General features: G+C 65.3%; 18 protein-coding genes and 1 riboswitch. Of the genes, 13 read left to right on the forward strand and 5 right to left on the reverse strand.

The window, feature by feature from the left end:
• Positions 1-159 precede the first annotated feature (159 nt).
• From ACVIYL_RS29250 to ACVIYL_RS29260, 3 genes are all read left to right on the forward strand, one after another.
• Positions 160-1,068, forward strand: a complete 909-nt coding sequence (locus ACVIYL_RS29250) for a DMT family transporter (RefSeq protein ID WP_229158986.1) — start codon at positions 160-162, stop codon at positions 1,066-1,068.
• Positions 1,069-1,205: 137 nt separating this feature from the next.
• Positions 1,206-2,330 carry a Bug family tripartite tricarboxylate transporter substrate binding protein gene (locus ACVIYL_RS29255; protein WP_456780399.1) on the forward strand — a complete coding sequence of 375 codons (1,125 nt, stop codon included), beginning with the start codon at positions 1,206-1,208 and terminating at the stop codon, positions 2,328-2,330.
• On the forward strand, positions 2,327-5,008 hold the full coding sequence (locus ACVIYL_RS29260) for a PAS domain S-box protein (protein ID WP_057015976.1): 2,682 nt from the start codon (positions 2,327-2,329) through the stop codon (positions 5,006-5,008). Before ACVIYL_RS29255 ends, ACVIYL_RS29260 begins: the two co-directional genes overlap by 4 nt.
• Positions 5,009-5,114: 106 nt before the next feature.
• Here the strand turns inward: ACVIYL_RS29260 and ACVIYL_RS29265 are convergent, their stop codons facing one another.
• Positions 5,115-5,465, reverse strand: a complete 351-nt coding sequence (locus ACVIYL_RS29265; RefSeq protein WP_253608248.1) for a GrlR family regulatory protein — start codon at positions 5,463-5,465, stop codon at positions 5,115-5,117.
• Positions 5,466-5,700: 235 nt separating this feature from the next.
• Between ACVIYL_RS29265 and ACVIYL_RS29270 the strand changes: the two genes are divergently transcribed.
• Positions 5,701-6,132 carry a hypothetical protein gene (locus tag ACVIYL_RS29270; protein WP_375167080.1) on the forward strand — a complete coding sequence of 144 codons (432 nt, stop codon included), beginning with the start codon at positions 5,701-5,703 and terminating at the stop codon, positions 6,130-6,132.
• 15 nt (positions 6,133-6,147) lie between these two features.
• Here the strand turns inward: ACVIYL_RS29270 and ACVIYL_RS29275 are convergent, their stop codons facing one another.
• Positions 6,148-6,531: a VOC family protein gene (locus tag ACVIYL_RS29275; protein ID WP_028339253.1), complete on the reverse strand. Its 384-nt coding sequence runs from the start codon at positions 6,529-6,531 to the stop codon at positions 6,148-6,150.
• A 263-nt stretch (positions 6,532-6,794) separates the two neighbouring features.
• Here ACVIYL_RS29275 and ACVIYL_RS29280 point away from each other — a divergent pair, with 263 nt between their 5' ends.
• Entirely contained in the window at positions 6,795-7,430 is a 636-nt protein-coding gene (locus ACVIYL_RS29280; protein ID WP_253608249.1) for a hypothetical protein, read from the forward strand.
• A 215-nt stretch (positions 7,431-7,645) separates the two neighbouring features.
• Positions 7,646-8,173, forward strand: coding sequence for a hypothetical protein (locus ACVIYL_RS29285; protein ID WP_253608250.1), 528 nt, complete (start codon positions 7,646-7,648; stop codon positions 8,171-8,173).
• Positions 8,174-8,293: 120 nt separating this feature from the next.
• On the opposite strand, the gene ACVIYL_RS29290 is transcribed toward ACVIYL_RS29285, so the two are convergent.
• Entirely contained in the window at positions 8,294-8,701 is a 408-nt protein-coding gene (locus tag ACVIYL_RS29290) for a hypothetical protein (RefSeq protein ID WP_028337625.1), read from the reverse strand.
• A 219-nt stretch (positions 8,702-8,920) separates the two neighbouring features.
• A riboswitch (ZMP/ZTP riboswitch) is annotated at positions 8,921-9,000 on the forward strand.
• 15 nt (positions 9,001-9,015) lie between these two features.
• Between ACVIYL_RS29290 and ACVIYL_RS29295 the strand changes: the two genes are divergently transcribed.
• From ACVIYL_RS29295 to ACVIYL_RS29320, 6 genes are all read left to right on the forward strand, one after another.
• Positions 9,016-9,879 (forward strand): bifunctional 5,10-methylenetetrahydrofolate dehydrogenase/5,10-methenyltetrahydrofolate cyclohydrolase, encoded by an 864-nt coding sequence (locus ACVIYL_RS29295; RefSeq protein WP_253608251.1) that lies wholly within the window; start codon positions 9,016-9,018, stop codon positions 9,877-9,879.
• Positions 9,880-10,008: 129 nt separating this feature from the next.
• Positions 10,009-10,461, forward strand: coding sequence for a MaoC/PaaZ C-terminal domain-containing protein (locus tag ACVIYL_RS29300; protein ID WP_253608252.1), 453 nt, complete (start codon positions 10,009-10,011; stop codon positions 10,459-10,461).
• A 58-nt stretch (positions 10,462-10,519) separates the two neighbouring features.
• Complete coding sequence (locus ACVIYL_RS29305) at positions 10,520-11,107, forward strand: zinc-ribbon domain containing protein (protein ID WP_253608253.1); 588 nt, start codon at positions 10,520-10,522, stop codon at positions 11,105-11,107.
• 223 nt (positions 11,108-11,330) lie between these two features.
• A complete protein-coding gene (locus ACVIYL_RS29310) occupies positions 11,331-11,624 on the forward strand; it encodes a hypothetical protein (protein ID WP_016846480.1) in 294 nt (97 codons plus the stop codon).
• Positions 11,625-11,867: 243 nt separating this feature from the next.
• A complete protein-coding gene (locus tag ACVIYL_RS29315) occupies positions 11,868-12,239 on the forward strand; it encodes an SANT/Myb-like DNA-binding domain-containing protein (protein ID WP_016846479.1) in 372 nt (123 codons plus the stop codon).
• A 190-nt stretch (positions 12,240-12,429) separates the two neighbouring features.
• Positions 12,430-13,227 (forward strand): class I SAM-dependent methyltransferase, encoded by a 798-nt coding sequence (locus ACVIYL_RS29320; RefSeq protein ID WP_253608254.1) that lies wholly within the window; start codon positions 12,430-12,432, stop codon positions 13,225-13,227.
• Positions 13,228-13,253: 26 nt separating this feature from the next.
• Here the strand turns inward: ACVIYL_RS29320 and ACVIYL_RS29325 are convergent, their stop codons facing one another.
• Positions 13,254-14,399, reverse strand: coding sequence for an alkane 1-monooxygenase (locus tag ACVIYL_RS29325; RefSeq protein WP_253608255.1), 1,146 nt, complete (start codon positions 14,397-14,399; stop codon positions 13,254-13,256).
• Between the two features lie 162 nt (positions 14,400-14,561).
• Between ACVIYL_RS29325 and ACVIYL_RS29330 the strand changes: the two genes are divergently transcribed.
• Positions 14,562-15,572 carry a helix-turn-helix domain-containing protein gene (locus ACVIYL_RS29330; RefSeq protein ID WP_253608256.1) on the forward strand — a complete coding sequence of 337 codons (1,011 nt, stop codon included), beginning with the start codon at positions 14,562-14,564 and terminating at the stop codon, positions 15,570-15,572.
• Between the two features lie 1,097 nt (positions 15,573-16,669).
• On the opposite strand, the gene ACVIYL_RS29335 is transcribed toward ACVIYL_RS29330, so the two are convergent.
• The gene (locus tag ACVIYL_RS29335) at positions 16,670-16,849 is read right to left on the reverse strand and encodes a hypothetical protein (RefSeq protein WP_253608257.1); all 180 of its coding nucleotides are present in this window, start codon (positions 16,847-16,849) and stop codon (positions 16,670-16,672) included.
• Positions 16,850-17,076: the final 227 nt, after the last annotated feature.

The following is a 17,076-nucleotide window of genomic DNA, read 5'->3' on the forward strand; positions in this document are numbered from 1 at the left end:
AGCTTTTTCCAACAACACAACCCTGTGGTAATGGGTCCCGGCCTTCGCCGGGACGACGGGGGAAGGAGAGTCGCTTCTCCACATTTCGGCTTATATCGAAATATCATCACCTCGCAGCGATGTAGCTTCCGTCTCAACCATCGAGACGGAATCCCGCCAATGACCACCGCCCCACGACAGCCGAGCATGGCCTTCGAGCTCGCCTTGCTGCTCGCGCTCGCCACCCTGTGGGGCGGCTCCTATACCTTCATCAAGCTTGGCGTCGCGACCATCCCGCCGATCACGCTGATCGCGGCGCGCACCACGATCGCGGGGCTGCTGCTGCTCGTCATCATGCGGATGCGCGGCGTATCGATGCCGGCCGATCGCGCGACCTGGCGCCGCTTCATCTTTCAGGCCTGCCTCAACAGCGTGATCCCGTGGACGCTGATCGCCTGGGGCGAGCGCTTCGTCGATGCCGGGCTCGCCACCATCCTCAATTCGGCCTCGCCGATCTTCACCTTCCTGTTCACCGCCGCGATCACCCGCCATGAGGGGGCGAGCCCGCGCAAGCTGTTCGGGGTGATATCAGGCATGGCCGGCATCTGCCTGATCGTCGGCGTCGATGCGTTCCGCGATCTCGGGCAGGGGATCGTGGCCGAGGTCGCGATCGTCGCCGCCACCATCTGCTACGCCTGTGCCGCGATCTTCAGCCGCGGCTTCAAGGAGCTCGATCCGATGGCGCCGGCGGCGGGTTCGCTGCTCGCGGGCGCCGCGATCCTCGTTCCGCTCAGCCTTGTCGTCGAGCGGCCCTGGACGCTTTCGCCGTCGACGACATCGCTCACCGCATTGCTGGCGCTTGCCGTGTTCTCGACCGCGATCGCGTTCGTGATCTACTTCCGCCTGATCCAGACCCTCGGCTCGGTCGGCACCACCGCGCAAGCTTACTTGCGGGTGCCGATCGGGGTGGCGCTCAGCGTCATGGTGCTGGGCGAACGGCTGAGCCCGACGGCGTGGATCGGCCTCGCCTGCGTCGTGATCGGCGTCGCCGCGATGACGATTCCTGCACGAAGGATCGCCACAGCCTGACGTCATCGCCGCGATGACGATTCCTGCGCGTAAGATCGCTACAGCCTGAAGTTTCGCCCGCTGAAACCGGCGCCTTGCTGCCGCCGGCCAATGCCTGCATGCTGCCCGCAACGAGATCACTGGGCGGGAAACGGACGATGTTGCGGCGGGTCAGCCTCATTGCCGGTGCGTGCATGGCGTTGCTGGCGATGGCCGGCACGGTGCGCGCACAGGACTTCCCGAGCCGGCCGATCCGCATCGTCATTCCCTACGCGCCGGGCAGCGTCGCCGACGTGTTCGCGCGCATCATGGCGCAGGACATGCAGGAGCAGTGGAAGGGGACGATCGTCGTCGAGGCCAAATCCGGCGCCAATGGCTCGATCGCGGCCGAGGAGGTCGCACGCGCCGCTCCCGATGGTTACACATGGCTGTTGGTGACGACCTTCTTTACCGCAAGCCCGGCGCTGAACACGCAGCTGCGCTGGGATCCCGTGAAGGATTTCGTGCCGGTCGGGCAGATCTGTCTCGCCCCGAACTTCTTCATCGTGCCGACCTCGCTGCCGGTGAAGACCGTCGCCGACTATGTCGCGCTGGCCAAGGCCAAGCCGGGGACGCTGAACTACAGCCATCCCGGCAAGGGCTCGACCGGCCATCTCGGCTTCGAGCTGTTCAAGCGGCTCGCCGGCATCGACGTCACCGCGATCGGCTATCGCGGCTATCCGCAGATGGTGCCCGATATCGCGAGCGGCCTGATCACCTCGAGCTTCCTGTCGGCCAACCAGGCGCTGGCCCAGGTGCAGTCCGGCAGCATCCGGATCATCGGGGCGATCAGCGACGGCCGCTCGAAGTATTTCCCCGACGTGCCGACCATGGCCGAGCAAGGCTTTGCCGAAGCGCAGGTGACGCCATGGTTCGGCTTCGTGGTGCCGGCAGGCACGCCGCAGCCGGTGGTCGAACGCATCAGCGCCGCGCTGGAGACGGCGCTGGCCTCCGCTGAGGTGCGGAAGAAGCTAGATGTCGCCGGTTGCGACGCCCGTAGCGCGCCGCTGAGGCAGTTCGCCGATATCATCAAGGCGGACGTTGCGCTCTGGGCCAGGGTGGTCAAGGAGGCCGGCATCCCGCCGGACGGAGCCCCGCCGCCCTGTGCCGGAATCGGCCACCGGCACCCGCCCGGGGTGACGCCGGTCACACCTCCGGCGGGTTGGGCCGTGCAGCATGTTTCCCCAAAGCCCGTAATTTCCCGTATATTAGGGCGCATTGGACCCCGGCCCTTGATGACATGACCGCTGAATTGCCGCCGAATTCGCAAGCGCCGCGTGCGTTCTCCCTCTCCATTGGCCAGCTCACGTTCGGCAGCTTCCTGCTGGTCCTGGCTGTGATCATCATCACATCCACCGCCAGCGTGATCGCGATCCGTCACATCGATACGACCTTCGCCGAGCTGCAGCGGCTGCAGAGCGTCGGCGACATCGCCGAGGATATCGACCGCCGCATGAACGAGCTGCGGCTGGCGGCGCGCGATTTCGTCACCGAGCCGGGCAGCCAGTCGGTCCAGGTCGCGGAGGCGGCCCAGTCGCTGAGCGAGATCCTGAAAAAGACCCGCATCAAGCTGGCGCCCGAGCAGCAGGACATGATCGACGGCGTCACCCAGCGGCTGGCGACCTATCGCAACGGTATCGAGCGCATCTCGGCGCTGCTCAGCCGCCGCGCCGAGCTGGTCGCCGGGCTGCCGCCGCTGCGCGACGCCTTCGACAAGGCGGTCGCCGCGAGCAACGATGCGGCGTTGGCCAATGCGCTGTCGCAATCCCAGAGCCGGATTGCCACCGCGTTGCTGGCGCACAACACGTCCGCCGCCGAGCAGGCCGCGCAGAGCATGCGGGCGATGACCATCTCCGATCCCGCGCTGCGCGGCGCCGTCGACAATTATGCCGAGGCGATCATCGCGGTCTCGGTGCGTGAGGGCCAGATCGCCGACATCGACAAGGAGGTGCTCGGCGCCGAAGGCCGGCTGATCCAGAAGGTCACCGAGCTGCTGCGCGAGCTCAGCTCGCGCCGCGGCCATGTGCTGTCGCGCGATTTTGCCCGGACGCTGGCTGAAGCAAAATGGCAGAGCATCGTGCTCGGCACGGCGGGCGTGCTGATCGGCCTGTTCGCGTCGGTGCTGGTGGTTCGCCGCACCGTCCGCCCGCTGGCCAGGATCGCGGGCTCGATCCGCAAGGTCGCCGGCGGCGAGAAGAGCGCGTTCATTCCCGGCGCCGACCTCGACAACGAGATCGGCGACATCGCACGCGCCGCCGAAGTGTTCCGCCAGACCCTGGTCGACGCCGACAGCGCGCGCGAGGCTGCGCTGCGCGCGCTCGCCGAGCAGCGGCTTGCCGAGGAGAGCTACCACAAGCTGTTCGAGGCGTCGGTCGAGGGCATCTACGTCACGACGCCGGGCGGCGCGCTGCTCAACGCCAATCCGGCGCTGGCGCGGATGATGGGCTATGCCGCGCCGCAGGACCTGATCAAGGGCATCGACGACATCGCCACCACCGTCTACGTGGATCCGGCGGCGCGCGAGCAGTACCAGCAGCTGATGCAGCGCGACGGCACGGTGCGCGACTACGAGTACCAGGTGCGCGCGAGCGACGGCACCGTGCTATGGCTGTCCGATTCGGCGACCGTCGTCCGCAACGACGAGGGCGAAGTGATCCGCTACGAGGGCACGGTGCGCGACATCACCGACCAGAAGCGCGCCGAAGACGCGATCGCCGAAGGCCGTCGGCTGTTGCAGATGGTCATCGACACCGTGCCCGCCGTCATCAACGTCAAGGACCGCGACCTGCGCTACGTGCTGATGAACCGCTACATGGCGGGAATCTTCGGCATCGAGCCGCAGGACGCGATCGGCCAGACCACCGGCGAGCTGATGTCGCGCTATGGCGCGGCGAAGACCGATGAGAACGACAAGCGCGTCCTGTCGGCGCGGCGCGAGCTCGGCTTCTATGAAGAGGAGTACAAGGACGTCGCCGGCAACATGCGGCAATGGCTGGTCAACAAGCTGCCGATCCTCGACGCGCAAGGCGAGATCGAGAACATCGTCACGGTCGCGCTCGACATTGGCGAGCGCAAGCGCTCCGAGCAGGAGATGCGCAAGGCGAGGGATTCCGCGGAGGCCGCGTTGCGCAATCTGCGGGAAACCCAGAATTCGCTGATCGAGGCCGAAAAGCTCGCCGCGCTCGGCCGCCTGGTGGCCGGCGTCGCCCATGAGGTCAACAATCCCGTCGGCATCAGCCTGACGGTGGCGTCCGCGCTGGAGCGCAAGACCGCGAATTTCGCCACCCAGGTCGAGCGCGGCGACTTGCGCCGCTCCAGCCTCAACGATTTCCTGAACACGGCGCGCGATGCCTCCTCGCAACTCGTCGCCAATCTCAACCGCGCCGCGGAGCTGATCCAGTCGTTCAAGCAGGTCGCCGCCGACCGCAACTATTCGGACCAGCGCACCTTCGACCTCGGCGATCTCACCGAGCAGGTGGTGATGAGTCTGAGGCCCGGCCTGCGCAAGCACAATCTGACGCTCAATGTCGATTGCGAGCCGAACCTGATCATGAATTCCTATCCGGGACCGTATGGCCAGGTGCTGACCAATCTGTTTCTCAACGCGGTCGCGCATGCGTTCCCGGACGGCAAGGCCGGCGAGGTCGAGATCCAGGTCCATGCCGCCGGCGGCGACAATGTCGAGGTGATCTTCGCCGACAATGGCTGCGGCATGAGCCTCGACGTGCGCCGCCGCGCCTTCGATCCGTTCTTCACGACGCGGCGCGATCAGGGCGGCACCGGGCTCGGCCTGCACATCGTCTACAGCATCGTCACCACGCGGCTCGGCGGCCGGCTCTCGCTGGATTCCGCGCCGGGCAACGGCACACGCATCCAGATGATCCTGCCGCGCGTCGCGCCGCTGGAGCAGGCCGCGGAGTAGCGCGAAGCGTAGTGGCCAACCACGCGTTTGCTCTCGATCCGTCATCCCCGCGCAAAGGCGAAGCCCTTGCGCGGGGGTGACGGATCTAGCAGCGAGTTTCAAACCGCTAATTGATATCCGCGAGCTTGTGCAGCGTGGCGCCGAAGATCAGGCTCGCCTTGCCGACCAGCGCGGTCCCGCTCATGGTGCCGCGGGTGTCGGTGAAGGTGCCGGAGACGCCGATGCCGACGGGCGCGGGCCCGCCGAACAGCGGGTTGTCGGTGTCGCGCGGCGTCGTGTGGCGTTGCACAAGGATTTCGCCCTTGAAGGCATCGCCCTTCACCGAGTAGCTGCCGGTGTAGTAAAGATAGGCGTCGCCGCCCAGTATCTGGCCGTCGCGGAAGAGAATGACGCCGCTGCCCTTGCCGACGCGACCGTCCAGCAGGGTGACGTGAATTGAGTAAAGTCCGTTCTTCATGACGTCCCGATTGCTGGCCGCCACGCCCACGGCAAGCCAGTTGGTTTTTTATGCCAAAGCGAGCAACCTCGTGCAATGCGGCAGGTTGATTCCCGGGTGTCCCGCGTTCGGGTGACCCTCGGTTCCTGCCAGGCAGTGTGACGGCGCAATGACAGCGGACCGTACGCGCGAATCAAAGTGGCCCGCGAAATGCATGGCTCTGGTTGCACTGGCCGGTGAGTGCTGGAGCAAACACATGTCTGACTGGATTGAATCCGGCGGCCATTGGGCACGCCCTCGCAGGCTCAATGGAACTCCGGCCCGCTATACGGGCCACATGATCGTATCCCTCGTGCTGATAACGCTGGTGTTGGTCGCGGCCATGCGAATCGCGCAGGCGCGCGATCCCGACGGCCGCTACGCCAATTCGCCGCTGAAGGAATGGTTCGACGGCCTGCGCAGCGGCAAAGGGCCGTGCTGTTCGGATGCCGACGGCACAGCGGTCAGCGATGTCGACTGGGAATCCAAGGACGGGCACTATCGTGTGCGCCTCGACGGGGCGTGGATCGATGTCCCCGACGAGGCCGTGGTCACCGAGCCCAACCGGGTCGGCCGCGCTATGGTCTGGCCGATTCCCAGCTACATGGGCGTGACGATCCGCTGCTTCATGCCTGGCAGCATGACTTAGCGCCGCACGCGTGGCTCAGACGTATTTCTGGTCGCGCTCGAGCAGTTCGATCGAGATGCCCTGCGGGCCGCGGATGAAGCAGATCCGCACGCCCGGACGGATCGTGGTCGGCTCCTTGGTGAATTCGACGCCCTTGGCCTTGATCTCGGCGGCGACCGCGTCGATGTCCTTCACCGTGAGCCCGAAATGATCGAGCCCCTGATAGGGCGTCACCGGCGCGGCGTTGACGCCGTCGCCCTGGGCCACCTCCGCAATGAACACCTTGGCGCCGCCGAGCTGGACGTCGATGCGGCCGGGGCCGCGGATGATCTCGCCGCCGAGAATGTCGCGCAGCCAGGTCGCGGTAGCCTCGGGATCGGGACTGCGCAGGTGGACGTGGTCCCAGGTGACGACAGGCATTGCGATCTCCTTGTTGTTGTCGTGCTGCTGTTCGGTGCGCGGCACTCGCTCCCGGGCGGCGCAAATCTAGCGAGCGGTCTGCTGGGATACCATCCCTCCGTTATGCCTGCCCAAGATTGTCGTCCCGGAATGAAACCATTGCGGCCGTCAGCGATTGTCTTCGCGTGGCCGCTCGACCTGCGGCCGTCCCGGAAGCCGCGCGGTGCGGCTTCCTCTCTGTGTGGGGGGCGGCCCGATCAGGCCGCCAGGGTGAGGGCACGACGATGCGGATCGGCTTGGCGTCGTTTCGGAGGTTGGCCGCCGGACGTCTCGGTGAAGGGGGCTTCTACGCCAGCCTGCTGCTGCCGCTGATTGCGCTCGCCGGGATCGCCGCATGGTTCATGCTCCCCGAGCCGAGCGACGCCGGAGACCAGGATGCCTGGCCGGTGTCGTCCATGATCCGCACCGCGCAGAATGCCCCGACCGGCGCGCAACCAGCCCAAATCACAAATCAGACCGCGAGGGATGCGCTAGCCGCACCGGCGGACGAGCCGACCACCGTCGGCGTGGCCATCGCCCCACAGGGGGCAGAGGAGGCCAAGCCGTTCGGGCCCGGCGCTGAAAGGCCGCCGCTGGACAAGCTGCGGATCGCCTCGCAATCGTGGCGGCGCGGCGGGTTGGGTTCGAAGGCGCTGGTCACCCTGACGCTGCGCAATGCCAATGATTTCGCCGTCAAGGATATCGAGATCGCCTGCGCCTTCATCCGCCGCGACGGTCGGCCGCTGACCGAGCGCAAGCGGCTGATCTCCGACACTATCGCCATGAAAAGCCGCAAGACCTACTCGCAAATGTTGGTCGGGTTCGTCAACGTTAACGCAAACAAGGCGAAATGTTCGGTCGTGACGGCGAGCCGCCTCTAATTCCCGGCATCTCGAAAAAGTGACCGCGAATTGACCTGCCGGGTGAACCGTAACGGCCGGACAGGAACTAACTAATAAACCAGCCGTTGATGAACGACCCGGGAGCGCGGATAGCGTCCGGGTGATCATGCGCAGACGATGAAATCGCCCGCGCGATGACTGATGTCGTCGCGCCGAGATGAGCCGCGCCCTGCTGCGCGGGGGGAGCTACCAAAATGCCTGTGGCGCGTTATTTCCTGTTCGTTGGTGGAGTGCTGCTCGCGCTGCTCTTCGTCGTCAATGCCATCGTGCCGCAGGAGGCCGTGGTCGCCGGCCAGAACCAGGGACTGTCGTCGCCGGGCGTCGACAAGACCATGGTGCGCATCAAGTCGACCCAGAAATTGCCCGAGCGGGTGGTCTACGACACCAATTTGCCGACCATTGTTCCGGCGCAGGTCAACGCGGTCGCCGCGGCCATCCCGTCGGCTACGGGCGATGCGTCGGCGCAAGCCCGCGTCCGCAATACGTTCGCCCAGTTCATTCCGCCGGAGAAGGCTGACGCGCAGAAGGTCGCGGCTGAGGCAAAATCGGCTGAACAACCGGCGCAGGCCCAGCCTCAGCAGCCGAAGAAGCGCAAGGTCGCGCGCTACCATGCCCATCCCCAGCAGCCGATGCGGCTGGCGCAGCCCGGCATGTATCAGCCTTACCGCGTCGCGCAGCAGCAGCCGCGCATGGGCTTCTTCGGCGGCTTCGGGACCTGGTAAGAAAAGGCTGCCGCAGCCGGCAATCGATCCGCCGCCGCAAACACTTGCGGCGGCATTTTCATGTCCGCGATCAGGCACGTCGCCGGATGCGGGAAGGCGTCCGAGCGCCGCCCGCTACCTTTAGCGCGGCAGGCGCGGGATCTTGTCCGCGAAGCCGTTGTAGCAGGTCAGCCGCTCGTCCTCTTCCTTCACGAAGCGGCAATCGTTGACGCCCTTGGCCGGGGCGGCCTTCGGCTTCGGCTGCGGCTTGAAGATCTCGTCGTAGCAGATCAGCCGTTCCTTGGTGGCATCGTCGATGTCCTGACAGGCCTGAAGCTTCTGGGCGACCGATTGCGGCTTGCCGGGCGCGGCAGGCTTCTCGCCCTTCTTGGCGGCCGACTTCTTGCCGACCTGGACCAGCGGCTTGTCGCCGACCATCGGCTGCGAGGTCGCTGCCGGCTTGTCGGCGTCGGCGGGGGCCGGCGTGGTGCCCTGGGCGAGCGCGGCAGCCGGGCAGAAGAGCGCCAGCGCGAGGATGATATGTCTCATGTCGAAAATGTCCGAAATGGCGTGATGACCGGAAGGGATGGCGCCGGGGATCGGAAAAGCCCGGCAAGCGCCGAGACTTAACGCAAGTCTTGCCCGAATCCTACCCCCAGAGGTGACCCGCCCGGCACCGATCCACCGGCAAAAGTGAGGGCAATTCGTCGCCGTTCGACCCGCGGGGAGAGCGTGAATTGCCTTTGCCCGGCGGGGCGGCTATGACCACGCCATCTGCGCGACTGGCGCTTGGATGGACCACCATCGGGGAGCGTAGAGACTGAACGCCGCGCGCCTGGGCACCGCTTCGAAACGGAGGTGCCATGACGGCGAACATTCTCGATGGGCATGCACATGCCCAAATTGTCATCGACAAGATTGCTGGCGAACTCGACCGGCTGCCCCGCGCGCCGGGGCTTGCGGTCGTGCTGGTCGGCTGCGACCCGGCGAGCCAGATCTATGTGCAGAGCAAGGTCAGGATGGCCGAGCGGCTCGGCCTGCGCGGCGAGGTCGCACGCCTGCCGGATGATGCCAGCGAGTCCGATCTGCTTGCCGGAGTAGAGGCGCTCAATGCGCGCGACGATATCGACGGCATCCTGGTGCAGCTGCCGTTGCCGGCGCATATCGACGCCTTGCGCGTGATGGCGGCGGTCGATCCCGCCAAGGATGTCGACGGCCTGCACGCCCTGAACGCCGGCCGGCTGTTTCACGGCGATGACGCGCTGGTGCCGTGCACGCCGCTCGGCTGTCTCCGGCTGATCAAGTCGGTCCGATCAGACCTCACCGGCGCCCATGCCGTGGTGATCGGCAGCTCCAACATCGTCGGCAAGCCGATGGCCGCGTTGCTGCTGCAGGAGCACGCGACCGTGACGCAGACCCATATCCACACCCGCGGCATCAGCAGGATCTGCCGCGAGGCCGACATCCTGGTGAGTGCGGTGGGCAAGGCCGGCCTCGTGCGCGGCGACTGGATCAAGCCCCAGGCCATCGTCATCGACGTCGGCACCACGCGCGTCGAGAGGCCGGACGGCGGCTATGCGGTGTGCGGCGACGTCTCGTTCGACGAGGCGGTGCAGGTCGCCGGCGCCATCACGCCGGTGCCGCGCGGCGTCGGCCCGATGACGATCGCCTGCCTGATGGAGAACACGCTGAAGGCGGCAAAGGCGAGGGCGGCGCGGCTGCATTAGCGCGGGATACCTGCGGCGATATGCGAGCGGTGGGTGTCGCTCGCGCATCACGCGCGAAGTTCATGACGTCCGGGGTAATGGAAAGCCCGCACCATTCGTCTATCGTCGCGCGACAGATGGAGGCGCGCGATGCTGTATGCGGAAGATCTCACCGAGGGCCAGACGTTCAGGCTTGGCAGCTACACGATCGGCGAGGCCGAGATCCTGGAGTTCGCCGGCAAATACGATCCGGTGCCAATCCATGCCGATCCCGTCGCGGCTGCGGCAGGCCCGTTCGGCGGACTGATCGCAAGCGGCTTCAACACCATTGCGATCTATCAGCGGCTCGTCGTGGAGGCGATCTGGACCAAGGTGGCGGGGATCGTCGGGCGGAGCTTCGAGATCCGCCTGCCGAGCCCGGTTCGGCCCGGCGCCACGCTCACCGGCCAATCCCAGATCCAGAAGATCACCATCAGGCCGGAGCGGCGCGACGCTGTTGTGATCTTCAAGACGGAGCTGGTCAACGACGAGCAGCGCCCGGTTCTTGTCCTCGTGCTCGACGCGCTGATCCGCATGCGGCCGGCGGAGCAGGGGCCGGTATAGGCGCGGCCTGAGGGGCATCCCGAAGTCATCCGCCTCGGACGGCCGTCAGCGCCTCTACGTGTTCCCCGCACGGGACCTTGTCGTCGCGCAATGTTGCGGCAATTATGACAAGCCGGCGGCAGAACGGCAGCGCATCAATGACGTCATCATCGACGAGGTCGTGCTGCCCGGTATTTACTTCGTCGATGCGCCGAAGGCATTCGACCCAGACGGATGTGCCGCCGTGAAACGCAGCAAGCAGACGAACGGAGAGATCGAAGCCAGGCGGCGCAAGGCCGAGGAATGGCGCCGCATCCAGGCGCAACGCGCCGCTGAACGGCAACGTCTCCGCGACTACAAGATTGCGCTGGCGCGCGACGAGGTTGCCGTGGATACGACGCGGCTCGCGCCATCGAACAGCTATTCGACTCCCGATTTCGTGCTGCGCGGAACCTATCGACCGGAGCCCTTTATCTGCAAGGACTGCGGCGTTGCCGAGGTCTGGACGCCGTTGCAGCAGAAATGGTGGTACGAGACCGCCAAGGGCGATGTATTTACCGCGGCAGTGCGCTGCCGGGCCTGCCGCACCAGGGAGCGCGCGCGCAAATCCGCCGCGCGCCGCGTGCACCTGGAAGGGCTCGCAAGGAAGAAGCCTCCCGTCTCGTAGCGATGGGCGTGACATCAGAGTCGCACTTCACATCTGATACGCGGGGAACCGCTGCGCAGGCGGTCAATGCGTCGCGCGTGCGGAACGTTTCGTTGCCTGATTGGTTCGAGACCTTGAAGCCCCCGATGTGGGGTGCGGGCGGGGAGGAACCAGCCAAGGAAACTTGTCAAGGAAACCTGTCAAGGAAACCATCGCGGCCGGAACCAACGAGAAGGAGCAGCGGATGAAACTCAATTCCACGCAAGTCAAGCAGACCATGACGCAACTGAATGCCCAGGTGCTTCCGGACGATCACCCGGCCGTGGCGCAACTGAACAGCGTGTTCGGTGAGCACACGTTCTTCGTCGACACCAGCGGGCTCAAGGTGCTTGAACCGGCCCAGACCTCCGACATGCCGGGGCAGACCGGCGAAGTCGTCAGTCTCGCCGAGTGGAGCGATCCGGAGCTGACCTCGCTTCGGCCGCACGAGCCCGAGCCGACCGGCGTGCTCATCGCGCTTGAACCCAGCAAGCACTGAAGCGTTCCAGCGCGAAGTGAATACCGGTTCGCGCAACCAAAACGCCACCAAGCAAGGGGATTGAGAGCATGATCCGATTCAATCGGATCGTGCTCTTTGTGCTGCATCGTGCGACACCGCGATCGGCCGTCCTGATGGCGACAGCCCCGACGTCGCATCAAGAGGTGCCGAAAGTCACATGGCAAATCAGCGCCGCCTGCGTATGCATCGGTTTGAGATGGGTATCCAGGCGGTGAGGGGCAGATGGGGATCGTGCGGCGCTGGAGCCCTGACGAGGACGAGAAGCTCAGAGAACTCGCCAGGGCCGGCAAGAACGCTCTCGAGATCAGCAACGAACTGACCCGCAGCGCTTCGGCGGTGCGCCGGCGCGCCGAGGTCCTGTCGGTCCTGATCATGGCAAAGGCGTTTCGCGCGCGCCCCTCGCATGTCGCCACCCATCTCGAGCGGGTCGCGATCGACGCGATCCGCAACCGCCGTCCGTTTCCCGCGGGCGTCGGCCCGAGCACCATTGCCGGAATGATCGAGAAGGGCTGGATCGTCCCGGAGATGGGGCGCAGATACAACGTGACCGATGCCGGCGTGGAGGCCGTGCGTCGGAAGATTCCGAGTGGCTGAAAGGAATGCCGGCTGCACGCCGGGCGCGCCATGCCGAAGCGGCTCGCTCTTCCGGTGGGGGAAGGCGGACTATTCGCGACCGAACGCAAGATTTCGCGCCCGAGACGGATGTCCCATCCGTTCAATCATCGGGGCGCGACGACCTGCGGCCTCTCTGTGTCCTCTTCAGCCCACCGATCTGATTGCGCCGATGCTCAACGCCCAGCCAGCCCAAACCGACCGATACCAAGCCGACCGATACCAGCGTTTCGCCGATCTCGCTGTCACCGTCGGTGACGCGATCAATGCGATCGCCGGGTTGAATCCGGCTCAGCGTACAGACGTGGACTTCCTCGAACGCGAATTCATCCCGGCGCTGGGGCTCAATGACGAACTGCTTCATGAGCAGCCGCCGGAGCTGGCGCCGAACTTCGGCAAGGGCCTCCACCTTTGGCAATACCCGAACCAGCTTGCGCCATACCTCGCCTGGCTTGCGCGCAATTCGTCCGGCGTTTCCTCGTACATGGAAATCGGCTGCCGCTGGGGCGGCATGTTCGTCCTGGTTACGGAGTGGCTCAGGAACAGCGGCGCCGACCTCAAGACCGTGATTGCACTCGATCCGATCGCGCCGACGCCCTTTATCTCGACCTATTTCGATCTGCTGCAGCAGCAGGCCGCTATCGAGCCGATCTACATCCAGGATTTTTCGACCTCGCCGCTGGTCGGTGCGCATGTCGACCGGCTGAAGCCGGACTTCGTCTTTATCGATGGCGATCACAGCCTGCGCGGTGCGCTACAGGATCATCTGCTGGTGCGTTCCCACGCCCGCATCATCGTGCATCATGACATCCATTCCCAAGCCTGTCCGGATACCACGCTGCTCTGGAAGGCGCTGAAGCAGTTCGAGGCGCCGAGCTTCGATACGTTCGAATTCACCAGCCAGTATCTGTCGATCAATGGCTCATTCCTCGGCATCGGCGCCATGAAGCGGCGCTCGGCCCAGATGTAGGACCGGGAGCCGGGCAATCGCCGCGATCACGAGCTCGCGGGCCGATCGCGGAGGTTCAGCTTGCTCTTGTCGCCGCCGGCCCAGGCCAGGGTCTTCGGGTCCATCACGCGGAACCAGAGCGGCGGGATCGCCGCCAGCCCGAACATGCCGGTGTAGCCGTTCGGCAGCCGCGGGATGTCGTCGAAATCGCGCAGCGACTGGTAGGGGCGCATCGGGTTGGCGTGGTGGTCGGAGTGACGTTGCAGGTGGAACGTCATCAGGTTCGAGACGATGTGGTTGGTATTCCATGAGTGGCGCGGCTCGACCGCCTGGTAGCGGCCGTTCGGCAGCTTCTCGCGCAGCAGCCCGTAATGCTCGACATAGTTGGCCTGGGTCAGCGCGTACCAGCCGAGGAAATGGTGCGCGACGATGAACGGCGCGACCTTCCAGCCGAACAGCGCAATCAGCACGGCCGCGACGACGAGCGTCAGCGCAAAGCCCTGCAGGATCTCGTTGTTGACCGACCAGACCGGCTCGCCGCGCCTGGTCAGCCGTTCGGCTTCATTGCGCCAGCCGCGCTTGAACGCGCCGGGCAGCTCGCGCGTTGCGAACGCATAGATCGATTCACCGAAGCGCGCGCTGGCGGGGTCCTCGGGGGTTGCGACCCAAGTGTGATGGCCGCGATTGTGCTCGACGCGGAAATGCGCGTAGCCCACCGCGCAGTTGGCGAGCATGCCGAACAGGATGTTGAGCCTGTCCGGCTTGTGGCCGAGCTCGTGCCCGATCAGGAGCGCGCCGCCATTGATGGTGCCGACGCCGAGCAGCAAGGCGACATAGGACCACCACGGCAGATCCTGGGTGCCGAAGAAGGCGATCAGCGCGACGTAGTTGATCCAGGGAAACACCACGGTGACGCGTGCGAGCCGCAGGTAATAGGGATCGGCCTCCATCGCGGCGACCACTTCCGCCGGCGGATTGTGGGTGTCTTCGCCGAACACGACGTCGAGCAGCGGGATCAGGATGAAGATGAAGACGAACGGGATCAGCGTCACCAGCGGATTGTGCGTCCGCAGGAAGAGCCAGTAGGACAACAGCGGGATCAGCGGCGGAATGAACGAGAGCATCCAGAGATAGCGTTTGCCGTCCCGGTAGGTGATCGTTTCGCCAGCAGCATTGGTGCCCGTGAAGATCATCGCATTCCCTCCAGCATCTCTTGCGAGGGCGGCGTTCGCCATTGTTGGGCCGAGCATGCCGCGAGGCGGGCCTGCGCCGCCAGTTCACAACAGGCCAATTTTGTGGCATTTTGCGCCAAGCTTGTTCGGCCGGACGTTCACGAGGGGGAGGTCGCCGACGCCATGCACGGATCGGAATCCGATGCCCTTCGCTCGCCGGTCTCCGCGGCCTATGCGCGGGCCCTGGTGCGGGCGTTTGGCCAGACGCGAAGCGATCGCGACGAGCTGCTGAAGGGCACCGGAATTCGGCTCGAGGCGCTCGACCAGCCCGGCGCTCACATGCCGGTATCCTCGCTGGTGGTGCTGGCGGCCAACATCACGCGCCGGCATGGCGAGCTGTGGCCGTTGTCGGCCGCGGCGGTGTGGTCGACATCGCTGCAAGGCGCGCTCGACGTCGCGACCAGGACGGCGCCGACCATCGCGGACGCGCTGGCGACCGGCGCGCGCTTCGGGTCGACCCGCGCGCCCTTCGTCCGTAACCGGCTGCGCAAGACCGCGCGAGCGATCCAGATTGAAATCTCTCCCGCCGTCGCGATGGATGAAGCGCTGTGGCACGCCGTGGCGCTGGCGGTCAGCCTCAATGTGCACGCCGTGTACGTCCAGCTGCTCGAGGATTCGATCGGGCAGGCGACGCTGCAATTTCCCTGGCCGCCGCCTGCGGGCGCGGCGCGGCTGCTCGAGCATTATTCCTGCGCGGTGAAGTTCAACGCTGCCGCTTTCATCTTCGAGGTGCCGAAAGCGCTTGGCGCGCGGCCGTCGCCGTTTGCCGATCCGCAATTGCACGCCAAGGCCATCGAAGCGCTCGAGGCGATCGAGAATCCGCAGCCCGACACCACGGCGCTGGCGGGGATCGTCGAGCGCCTGATCGCGGCGCGCCTGCCGCAGCGTCTTGGTGAGGAGGAGGCCGCGCGCCTCATCGGCACCTCGCGGCGAACGCTGGTGCGGCGGCTCGCCGAGACCGGCAGCGCCTTCCGCCCGCTGCTCGACGGCGTGCTGCGCGAGCGCGCGAGGATCATGCTCGCGGCCGGCACCCAATCGCGCGACGAAATGGCGGCCGCGCTCGGCTACACCGATGCGACGAGCTTCAGCCGGGCGTGCCGGCGGTGGTTCGGCGAGAAGAACGGGCGGGGTTAGGGCGCGATTGTTGGCTCGCGCAAGTCCACAGACCCTGGTGGACGGTACGCAGACCTAAACGATGCCGATCCCGTCAATGCGTATGCAGGGCGTCGTAGGCGTGGGCAAAAAACACAGCGGCGCTGAGGAGCAGCAGCGCGACAATGGTCGCTTCCATCATGACACTTCCCCATTATTGTTTGGGACAAGTGGTACCGGTCAATTGTTTCCGCCCGGTTTCGTCCGCTGATGAAAATGGTTTCGCGGCAGGATCGCTGCAACGATCGGCTGCCGGATCGAGCTCGCGCGGTGCTCGGATCGCTCGGCATCGATACTGTGACGCCGACCTAAAAGCTACGCCGCCGGGCCCGAAATGGTTTGTCCCGGCGGCGCCCTGTCATTCCCAGCGCTAGGGCCCTGAAATTCCCAGTGTCATTTCCTTAGCAGATCCGCGGAGAGACGGCTGTTGCCGAACTCACACAAGCTTCTAAGAGAGGAGCCGACGCCAGGGCCTACACGTCAGCTCCTCCGAAACGTGACCGTGCTGCGTCCCCAACGGTCCCGTCCCTCAGAGAAGCCTGCGCCGATCTAGTTGCCGATTTGCTAACCGTCCCTCTCGTCGGCAGGGCGGCCGATACCATCACTCGAGTTCCGATATCGTTTTTCGGCGAGCCTGGCCGGGAGGTAATCCCTATTGGTGCTATTGGCGGCAGGAACGAGCGGTGGTTTTGGAAGTAGTGTCTTCCGGCTCCCGGCTCTATACCCCCAACCCGGCTGGGAGCCACAGGGGCGGCCTCGGCGCGTGGCGTCGGGGTCGTTCTCATCTTGCAGCGTCGCTTCAGAACAGACGCTAAACCGCCGTATTGCGCCCGTGTTGCGCGGAGTGATTTGTAGCGGCTGGTAGCGCGTTGATTTTACTTGCAGCGAGTTGAGCTGGCTCGCAACGCGAAAACGCTCACTCAGAACGAAATGAGCGCGGCTTAAATTATTGATCTATCGGTAAAATCGCTGGCGCGCTCGGAGAGGTTCGAATTTTCCCTCTAAGTCGTTCAGGCACCAATGAATTTTTGCTTCGATTTTGTTCGAGGGGCAAGTCGAGGGGCTGGCAGTGAGGTCAGTCAATCAAATTTGTCGCCTTGATCTTGCGAGCTGTCGTTCGGGAGATCGGCGGCGCGGTGAAGAGCTTTGGAGACAAAAAAATCGCCGCTCGCTTGAAATAAATCGCGAGCGGCGGCTTCCCAGCCCCCGGGAGGGTCACGCAAAACCCGGTGCCGATCATTCAGCACAAAACGTGCCAAGGTTTTATGTCACGTAGCGTAGGCGGTCGGGGCTCGCTCCCGATTCGGCATAGGAACAACTGGCCCCGGCCCCATCGCCAGGGCCTTTTTGGGCCTGCTGCTCAGCACAATGCCGCCCTGGGGGCTCCGACGATCATTAGCCGGTGCGCTGAATATTTGAGCTTGTCCAATCACGTCCGTGGTCCCGTCTCCGGGGCACCAATGTTGAGGGATGTAGGGCTGGTTCT

It is taken from the genome of Bradyrhizobium sp. USDA 3315 (assembly GCF_054056795.1).

Excerpts from the sequence above, each read along its gene's own strand:
- ACVIYL_RS29250 (WP_229158986.1), top strand. The coding sequence starts at position 160 with ATGACCACCGCCCCACGACAGCCGAGCATGGCCTTCGAGCTCGCCTTG.
- ACVIYL_RS29255 (WP_456780399.1), top strand. The coding sequence starts at position 1,206 with ATGTTGCGGCGGGTCAGCCTCATTGCCGGTGCGTGCATGGCGTTGCTG.
- ACVIYL_RS29260 (WP_057015976.1), top strand. The coding sequence starts at position 2,327 with ATGACCGCTGAATTGCCGCCGAATTCGCAAGCGCCGCGTGCGTTCTCC.
- ACVIYL_RS29265 (WP_253608248.1), bottom strand. The coding sequence starts at position 5,465 with ATGAAGAACGGACTTTACTCAATTCACGTCACCCTGCTGGACGGTCGC.
- ACVIYL_RS29270 (WP_375167080.1), top strand. The coding sequence starts at position 5,701 with ATGTCTGACTGGATTGAATCCGGCGGCCATTGGGCACGCCCTCGCAGG.
- ACVIYL_RS29275 (WP_028339253.1), bottom strand. The coding sequence starts at position 6,531 with ATGCCTGTCGTCACCTGGGACCACGTCCACCTGCGCAGTCCCGATCCC.
- ACVIYL_RS29280 (WP_253608249.1), top strand. The coding sequence starts at position 6,795 with ATGCGGATCGGCTTGGCGTCGTTTCGGAGGTTGGCCGCCGGACGTCTC.
- ACVIYL_RS29285 (WP_253608250.1), top strand. The coding sequence starts at position 7,646 with ATGCCTGTGGCGCGTTATTTCCTGTTCGTTGGTGGAGTGCTGCTCGCG.
- ACVIYL_RS29290 (WP_028337625.1), bottom strand. The coding sequence starts at position 8,701 with ATGAGACATATCATCCTCGCGCTGGCGCTCTTCTGCCCGGCTGCCGCG.
- ACVIYL_RS29295 (WP_253608251.1), top strand. The coding sequence starts at position 9,016 with ATGACGGCGAACATTCTCGATGGGCATGCACATGCCCAAATTGTCATC.
- ACVIYL_RS29300 (WP_253608252.1), top strand. The coding sequence starts at position 10,009 with ATGCTGTATGCGGAAGATCTCACCGAGGGCCAGACGTTCAGGCTTGGC.
- ACVIYL_RS29310 (WP_016846480.1), top strand. The coding sequence starts at position 11,331 with ATGAAACTCAATTCCACGCAAGTCAAGCAGACCATGACGCAACTGAAT.
- ACVIYL_RS29315 (WP_016846479.1), top strand. The coding sequence starts at position 11,868 with ATGGGGATCGTGCGGCGCTGGAGCCCTGACGAGGACGAGAAGCTCAGA.
- ACVIYL_RS29320 (WP_253608254.1), top strand. The coding sequence starts at position 12,430 with ATGCTCAACGCCCAGCCAGCCCAAACCGACCGATACCAAGCCGACCGA.
- ACVIYL_RS29325 (WP_253608255.1), bottom strand. The coding sequence starts at position 14,399 with ATGATCTTCACGGGCACCAATGCTGCTGGCGAAACGATCACCTACCGG.
- ACVIYL_RS29330 (WP_253608256.1), top strand. The coding sequence starts at position 14,562 with ATGCACGGATCGGAATCCGATGCCCTTCGCTCGCCGGTCTCCGCGGCC.